The sequence below is a fragment of the Clostridium sp. genome, assembly GCF_040797585.1.
Classification (GTDB): domain Bacteria; phylum Bacillota; class Clostridia; order Clostridiales; family Clostridiaceae; genus Clostridium_Z.
Genome location: NZ_JBFNEO010000152.1, coordinates 1 through 7,062, shown reverse-complemented (window position 1 = coordinate 7,062; position 7,062 = coordinate 1). Strand labels below are relative to the sequence as shown.

General features: G+C 29.1%; 7 protein-coding genes. 1 reads left to right on the top strand and 6 read right to left on the bottom strand.

Features of this window, described 5'->3' with window-relative positions; all coding sequences use genetic code 11:
• The 3 genes from AB2369_RS09865 to AB2369_RS09855 all read right to left on the bottom strand — a co-directional run.
• Nucleotides 1–801 (bottom strand): DNRLRE domain-containing protein (locus AB2369_RS09865; RefSeq protein WP_367666310.1); only part of this gene is annotated, 801 nt, incomplete at its 3' end.
• A 316-nt stretch (nucleotides 802–1,117) separates the two neighbouring features.
• Complete coding sequence (locus AB2369_RS09860; protein WP_367666309.1) at nucleotides 1,118–1,300, bottom strand: hypothetical protein; 183 nt, start codon at nucleotides 1,298–1,300, stop codon at nucleotides 1,118–1,120.
• A gap of 750 nt (nucleotides 1,301–2,050) precedes the next feature.
• Nucleotides 2,051–2,539: a putative ABC transporter permease gene (locus tag AB2369_RS09855; protein ID WP_367666308.1), complete on the bottom strand. Its 489-nt coding sequence runs from the start codon at nucleotides 2,537–2,539 to the stop codon at nucleotides 2,051–2,053.
• Between the two features lie 400 nt (nucleotides 2,540–2,939).
• Between AB2369_RS09855 and AB2369_RS09850 the strand changes: the two genes are divergently transcribed.
• On the top strand, nucleotides 2,940–3,701 hold the full coding sequence (locus AB2369_RS09850; RefSeq protein ID WP_367666307.1) for a DeoR/GlpR family DNA-binding transcription regulator: 762 nt from the start codon (nucleotides 2,940–2,942) through the stop codon (nucleotides 3,699–3,701).
• Between the two features lie 309 nt (nucleotides 3,702–4,010).
• Here AB2369_RS09850 and AB2369_RS09845 read toward each other — a convergent pair whose 3' ends face one another.
• From AB2369_RS09845 to AB2369_RS09835, 3 genes are all read right to left on the bottom strand, one after another.
• Nucleotides 4,011–5,153 (bottom strand): ABC transporter permease, encoded by a 1,143-nt coding sequence (locus tag AB2369_RS09845; protein ID WP_367666306.1) that lies wholly within the window; start codon nucleotides 5,151–5,153, stop codon nucleotides 4,011–4,013.
• A complete protein-coding gene (locus tag AB2369_RS09840; RefSeq protein WP_367666305.1) occupies nucleotides 5,153–6,274 on the bottom strand; it encodes an ABC transporter permease in 1,122 nt (373 codons plus the stop codon). Before AB2369_RS09840 ends, AB2369_RS09845 begins: the two co-directional genes overlap by 1 nt.
• Nucleotides 6,275–6,286: 12 nt before the next feature.
• Nucleotides 6,287–7,062 (bottom strand): ATP-binding cassette domain-containing protein (locus tag AB2369_RS09835; RefSeq protein ID WP_367666304.1); only part of this gene is annotated, 776 nt, incomplete at its 5' end.

Here is a 7,062-nt window from a genome sequence, read left to right as displayed (position 1 = left end):
TCCTCTTAATCCTTGTGGTCCTGTAGGCCCCGTTGGGCCGGTTGATCCTCTTAATCCTTGTGGTCCTGTAGGCCCCGTTGGGCCGGTTGATCCTCTTAATCCTTGTGGTCCTGTAGGCCCCGTTGGGCCGGTTGATCCTCTTAATCCTTGTGGTCCTTGTATTCCTTGCTGTCCCTGTGGTCCTTGTATTCCTTGTGGTCCCTGTGGCCCTTCTGGTCCTTGTGGTCCTCTTTCTCCCCTTGGTCCTTGTGGTCCTTGAGGTCCTGTTGGACATATAGGACATGGGAAGTTGTGACAATAGATTACAAGGTAAGGCTCTTTTATTCCTCTACTTGAAGAAAAAGTTATTGCACTTTCTGGTGTATCACCCTTAAGTGTAACCCCATAGTTCTCTTCAATACCATATGCCCAGTCTCTAACTAAATCAGTTATATCTATACTTATATATCTTCCTTCACTATCTTTTCTTACTGATTTTTCTATGTCAGTGAAAACTGAGCTAGGAGCAGTACTCCATGTTACTTCTCTACTATCAAAATCTTCAATATTTCTATATACTCTAATCTTTAAAGAATCTTTATAATGGCATAAAAAAACAGAGTCAACATGAAGTCTAAGTTCTGCTTTTAATATATAATCACAAATTGACAACTCTGAAAGATTGAATTTTATTAAAGTATTAAGTTCATCTAATATTGACTTTCTTTTTGTTTCTCCTACAGCCAAATAATGAGATCTAATAAAGTTTTTATCGTTTAAACATCTAGAAATAAAAACATCATTGGTTGTAGGGATTTTCATAAAGCTCAAAAAAGCACCCCCTTGACTATTTTAGGTTATTATATATTATTACTAATTAATCAAAACTGTGTATAAACATATATAAATTTAAAATATTTTTAAATTTATACTCATAGAACGAATTTTCCTTCAGATGACGTTATTTCCACCACCTGAAGGTTAGATGAGTTAATCTAGGGGCGTATCAACTGTTATCCTCCACCTTTTAAGAGGATAGGGGTGTTACAGTTGGTAGCCATCAGATAAAAATAAACACTATAAATATTATTAAACTTCAATAATACTCATAGTGTTTATTTATAGAAAAAATCTTTTACTAATCCTCTATATTCTCTCTATTACTTAATTCATCAGGATATATATCTTCTTTTACATTTCCCTCTCCTTCTGCTGTCATTTCATTATCATAAACATTGATGGCACCTGCATTAATAAAAGCTTGACTCTTAAGAGCATCTACTATAACCCCTTCTATTGTATTTCTTCTTCTTCCTATCATAATATTTCCTCCATATCTTACATAAATATTACTACTATTTTATACAAAGAATATTTTTTTATCCCCAAGTGATGTTATATAGATATTTAATACTCTTAAAAAATAATACTAAATCTGAAGCCTAAGTAGAACTATAGCATTCTTAACTTATATTCCTAATTTTTATTTTCTTCTATTATGTCTTAAATCAATGTATAACCTAAAATTCACATGAAACTTCTATATAAATTCATTTATCATTACTTTATAACTGTTAAAGTAATATATTAACTCATTTTACATATTTACAAATAACCATAAATAAGTTAATATATATCCTATAATAGATTTTATATTAACTTTAAATGTATTTATAGTTACAAATAAAATTATAAGCCTTTCTTCTATTATTCATATATAAATCCTAATTATGGTAGGACTTATAGTGTTTTTAGATATAAGAAATAATGGAGTAAAAAACTTTAAGGGGGAGTGGGATAATGTATTTATCTTTAATTTTTACTTCTATAACGCTTATTCTGTTCTTTTTACTTTTTATATCCTTATTGGCTCTAATTATATATTTTGTTTTTTTTAAATAAATCCATGTTAGATTTTACATTTCATTGTACAAATTATTATAGAAATAAAGGTTTTATAATAGAATAAACCACTAACTTTCTTAATTCATAAGCAGTTATAGATTATTTACTTAAGTAAATGCTTAAACACAAATCCCTATAGGTAATATTTACCCATAGGGATTTATGTTTAGGCTATCGTATGATGTCTTTTTTCTCTTAAAACTATATAAGTATAGGTTAAATCTATTAAGATATATGCTACAATAAAAGGGCTTAATACCTCCCAAGAGGATACAACACTATTATATAAAGTCTCAAGCCTAGGTTGTATAAAATATATAGTGAAAATAGATAAAAACACCCAGTATATTGAAAATCTTAAACATATATGTCCTTTAAGTGATAGTTTCATTTTTGAATAATCCCACCACTGCTTATTAAAAAACTTTTTAAGTAAAAATCCACTTATATACTCTACCAAAGAAGGCACAATAAAACTTAGAGTAAGAATCATAACCCAGCTTGAAACATAGTTTAAAAGTAATATAATTATAACTGGTGCAAATCCATACATGGGCTTAAAAGGACCTTGCAGGAATTTATCTTCCTTAAATCTTCTACAAATAACTATGCAATATATGTTTTCTAAACACCACCCTAAAAATGAATATCTCATTCAAAGAAAAATATCGACCTAAACCTAGTGGTGATATATCCTTTAATAAAATACTCATTTATAACCCATCCTTTCTATATTTGCGGTTATAAATAGTATTGGTATATTAATGAGTTTTTATCCATAAATTATATAATTAAAGGCACTAAGAAAAATCTTAGTGCCTTAATCTATTACGCTAGGCATTACCCTATAACGCTAGATTTCTTATATAAACTTGTTATACTATGACTATCTTTAGGGTTATATTTCCCTTAGTCATTACTTAAACTATAATTATTATCTACTTTAAATACATTGTATATTATGATAAACTATAAATCAATACTAAATAATAAAATTTAAGATAAATCAATAAAAACTGATAATAAATAATAATCTATTCATAGGAGGCTAAACTATGTTTGCTAGAGAAAGGGAAGAAAGGATATTATCTATTCTTAATGAAGAAGGCAGAGTAAATGTAAAAAAACTAAGTGATATTTTCAAAGTTACAGAGGATTGCATAAGAAAAGACTTAAAAAAATTAGAATCCATAGGAAAATTAAAAAGAGTTTATGGTGGAGCTATTCCACTAAGACAAGAATATTTATGTACCAGTGTAATAAATAGAACTACTGAAAATTTGTCCTTAAAAGAGTCTATTGCAAATAAGGCTCTAAAGTTATTAAATAATAAGGATATGATATTCTTAGACAGCTCTAGTACTAATTTAGTTTTAGCAAAACTCCTATTTGAAACTAATTTAAATATAACAGTAGTAACTAACATGATAGATATAGTTCTTGCACTTAAAAATCATAGTACTATAAAAATTATATGCACAGGTGGAAGTTATGTAAGTAATATTAATGGTTTCTATGGAAGTGAGACTATTAACTTTATAAATCAATATTTATTTACTAAAGCCTTTATAGGAGTTTCTGGAATAAATCTATTTGAAGGATATTTAACAGACTCAGATATTGAAAATGGTAATACTAAAAAAGCTATAATAAGAAGCTCAAAAGAAGTCTATATAGTTATGGAAAACAAGAAATTCTCTTATGATTCCTTTCATAAGTTTTCCTTTATCAATGATATTAACGGAATAATAACAGAGTCTACTCCTTCTAAAATCCTATTAGATGAAGCTAAAAATAATGAGGTTACGATTATATAGATTTCCTTATGCTATCTATAGATATAACATTAAGTGTATCTCCTATTAAGTGAAATAAAACACTTGCAAATATAGAATAAGCTCTTCTAGTCTTCAATAAAAGTTTAATAAAATTATCTTTATATACTTTTATTAAACTCTATGTAAAGTTAAAAATTACTTATATTATGAACACTAAAAATTCCCTTCTCAGCTATTAAGACTAATAACTGAGAGGGGATTATTATTACTTATATAATAGATAGATAGCAGTGTTTATCTAGAAATTTCCATATGAACTTTATACTTAGTTCTTCACACTTAATTGCATTACTTAAAATATACTGCCTTCTCCTCCTTATTCATCTTAAGTTGTGCTATTAAAAAGAATACTATGACAAACCCTAGCATTATAACAATGTTACTTGTTATATCTACAAATTTCTTACCTTCTATAAGACTTACCAAGGCATCCATTCCCCAGGTTACTGGGGATAATATAGATATATTTTGCATAGTCTTTGACATGAGTTCTTTAGGCCAAAAACATCCTCCAAGCATGGCCAAAGGAGTTATAACAGCGCTGGACATAATCCCAAGAGCCTCCATAGATGGAGAGAAAACAAGAATTACCATAGCTATTGCCACTCCAACTAATCCTAAAATACTTAGCACTATAAATAAGTTTATAAAGGATATAGGTAAATTTATCTTTAGTATATTTAAAACAAAGATCTGGAGTAATATTTGAAACTCTAATATTAAATAACATCCCATCATATTACCTAGGATATAAGCCTTAGGGCTTACTGGGCTACTACATATTCTTTCATAGGTTCTATTGACCTTTTCCTTTAAAATAATAGATATCCCATTACTTGCAGTGTACATTGTAAACATTATAAACAGACCTAAAACTGTTCTATATATTCCTGAATTTTTTTCATAATCCTGAAGATTCTTTGTAACATTTAAATCAAGTTTATTGTCTTTATAATCTTCATATAACTCTTTAAATTTTATTTCGTTACCCTTAGCTAAATCCTTTAAAGAACTAATAGATGCTATAAAGCTATTTAATCCTTCTCTAAGGTAATATTTTTTCTCATTTTCTTCAAGGCTTAATATAGATATTTTAGGATTACTCCCTTCTATAAGGTCATTTTTAAAATTTTCTTCTATAACAAGGGCTCCTTGAATTTTGCCCTTAGCTATTTTCTCCTTAGCCTCTTCCAGTGAAGCTTCCTTTAAATCATACTTTGATTGCCCTTCTAAGGATTCTATAATATCCTTACTTAAGTAAGACTTATCTTCATCAACCACCGCTAAGGTGTAATTTTTATCTCCTGATCCATTATATATACTTACCACAATGGCACTAGAAAAAATAGGAATAAGAAATAAGAATATATATATTTTTTTACTAAAAAACATCTTTATATTGTGCTTAAATATCATAAATACATTTTCCATTATGCCATCTCCCTCTTCTTATAACTTAAAGCTGATATATATATTAAGAATACTGAAATTAAAATTGTAATAGTCATGTTAGGTATAATACTATCGAACTTATTTAAATGTATATATTCCATAAGAGATACATTTGCCCATTTTATGGGAGAAATATATCTAGCTATAACTGCCATTAAGCTATCCTCAGGAAGTCCTATATAGCTTCCTGAAATACTCCCTAAAATAGGTACTAATATTTGAACTACTGCCATGCCTACATTCTCATTCCTGAACATATGATATAATGCTATACCTAAGGATGACGCCATTATAATTTCACATAACAATATTAAGAATGTTAAGGCTAGATTATCTCCAAAATTCACCTTATAAACAAATTTGCTAAATGTAATTAATATAAGCATTTGTAGTGATGTAACTGATACCACACTTATAAGCTGAGCAGTAAAAATTTTCATCTTAGATATAGGAGCTATAAGAATCCTCTTTCCTACACTATCCTTAAGCTCCTTAGCTGCGTATACTCCAGTTATTGCCCCATACATTATCATTAAAGTAATCATTGATATGCCATAATAATCCATAGCACTTATTTGTTTTTCTTCCTCTATTCCCTTAAGCTCTACATAGCTACTTTTAAAATTATTTAGTGATTTCCCCATATAGGTGGGATCTTCCTTATATATAGTACTTATAGATGCCATACTGTCATTAAAAGAAGTGGTTAAAATCTCTATTATTGCTGATTCAAAAGGTGGTTTCTTGCTCATTTCCACATCTATTTTTTTCTCCTTCTCATCTATAACTACTAAACCATGAGCTCTACCTTCCTCAACTTCTTTTCTACCTTCTTCTAAGGATGGTACTTTACTATACTTAAAATCCTTAAAGGCATCCTCTTTAGAAACTCCTGAAAGAAAGCTCTCATAATTATTTGTAATAATAGAATCCCCTTCAGAATAATAAACAAGACTTATATTCTCTATAGAGTTATTCGAATTATTACTAAAGGAAGAACCAAGCATTCCAATAATAGCTATAGGCATAATAACCATTATTGACATAGTTTTTATATCTCTTAAGTTCATTTTTATATTTGCAATTATTATACTAAGCATAGGTCTTCCCCCTTAATCTCTTAACTTTCTACCAGTTAGTGATAAGAATACTGTCTCAAGGTTTGGAGCTTCTGTTTCCACAGATAAGATTTTTATATTATTATTAATGAAATATCCTATTAGTTTATCTAAATTATTTACTTCTTTATTGCTACTTATGGACACTATATTTTCATTAATTAAAACATCTAAAACACCCTTTACTACTTTAATCTCCTCTTCAATAACCTTTGAAGTATCATCTACTCCTATATTTACAGTAGCCACATCTGTAACTAAGGTCTTTAATTCCTCAAGGGTTCCTTCTGCTATCACCTTACCATGATCTATTATAGCAGCCTTATTACAAAGAGCTTCAACCTCTTCCATATAGTGAGTAGTATATATTATGGTACATCCATCTTTATTTAATTTTCTTATGGAATTTAATATATGATTTCTAGATTGTGGATCTATTCCAACAGTTGGCTCGTCCATTATTATAAGCTTTGGAGTGTGTACTATAGCGCAAGCTATATTTAGCCTTCTCTTCATACCACCTGAGAACTTCTTAGGATACTCCTTTACCTTATCATGAAGTCCTACAAACTTTAGTGCCTCCATAGACTTTTCCTTAAGTTCTTTTCCTCGTAGTCCATATAAACTTCCAAAGAAACTTACATTTTCATAAGCTGTAAGATCCTCATATATGGCTATGTCTTGAGGGACAATACCAATATTCTTCTTTACAAAGTTTTGTTCTTTTATACTATCTTTTCCTAGAACTAATATCTGACCCTTATCCTTCC

Bases quoted from the DNA above. Each gene is read 5' to 3' on its own strand.
- AB2369_RS09860 (WP_367666309.1), bottom strand. From the start codon at position 1,300: ATGATAGGAAGAAGAAGAAATACAATAGAAGGGGTTATAGTAGATGCT.
- AB2369_RS09855 (WP_367666308.1), bottom strand. From the start codon at position 2,539: ATGAGATATTCATTTTTAGGGTGGTGTTTAGAAAACATATATTGCATA.
- AB2369_RS09840 (WP_367666305.1), bottom strand. From the start codon at position 6,274: ATGCTTAGTATAATAATTGCAAATATAAAAATGAACTTAAGAGATATA.
- AB2369_RS09850 (WP_367666307.1), top strand. From the start codon at position 2,940: ATGTTTGCTAGAGAAAGGGAAGAAAGGATATTATCTATTCTTAATGAA.
- AB2369_RS09845 (WP_367666306.1), bottom strand. From the start codon at position 5,153: ATGGAAAATGTATTTATGATATTTAAGCACAATATAAAGATGTTTTTT.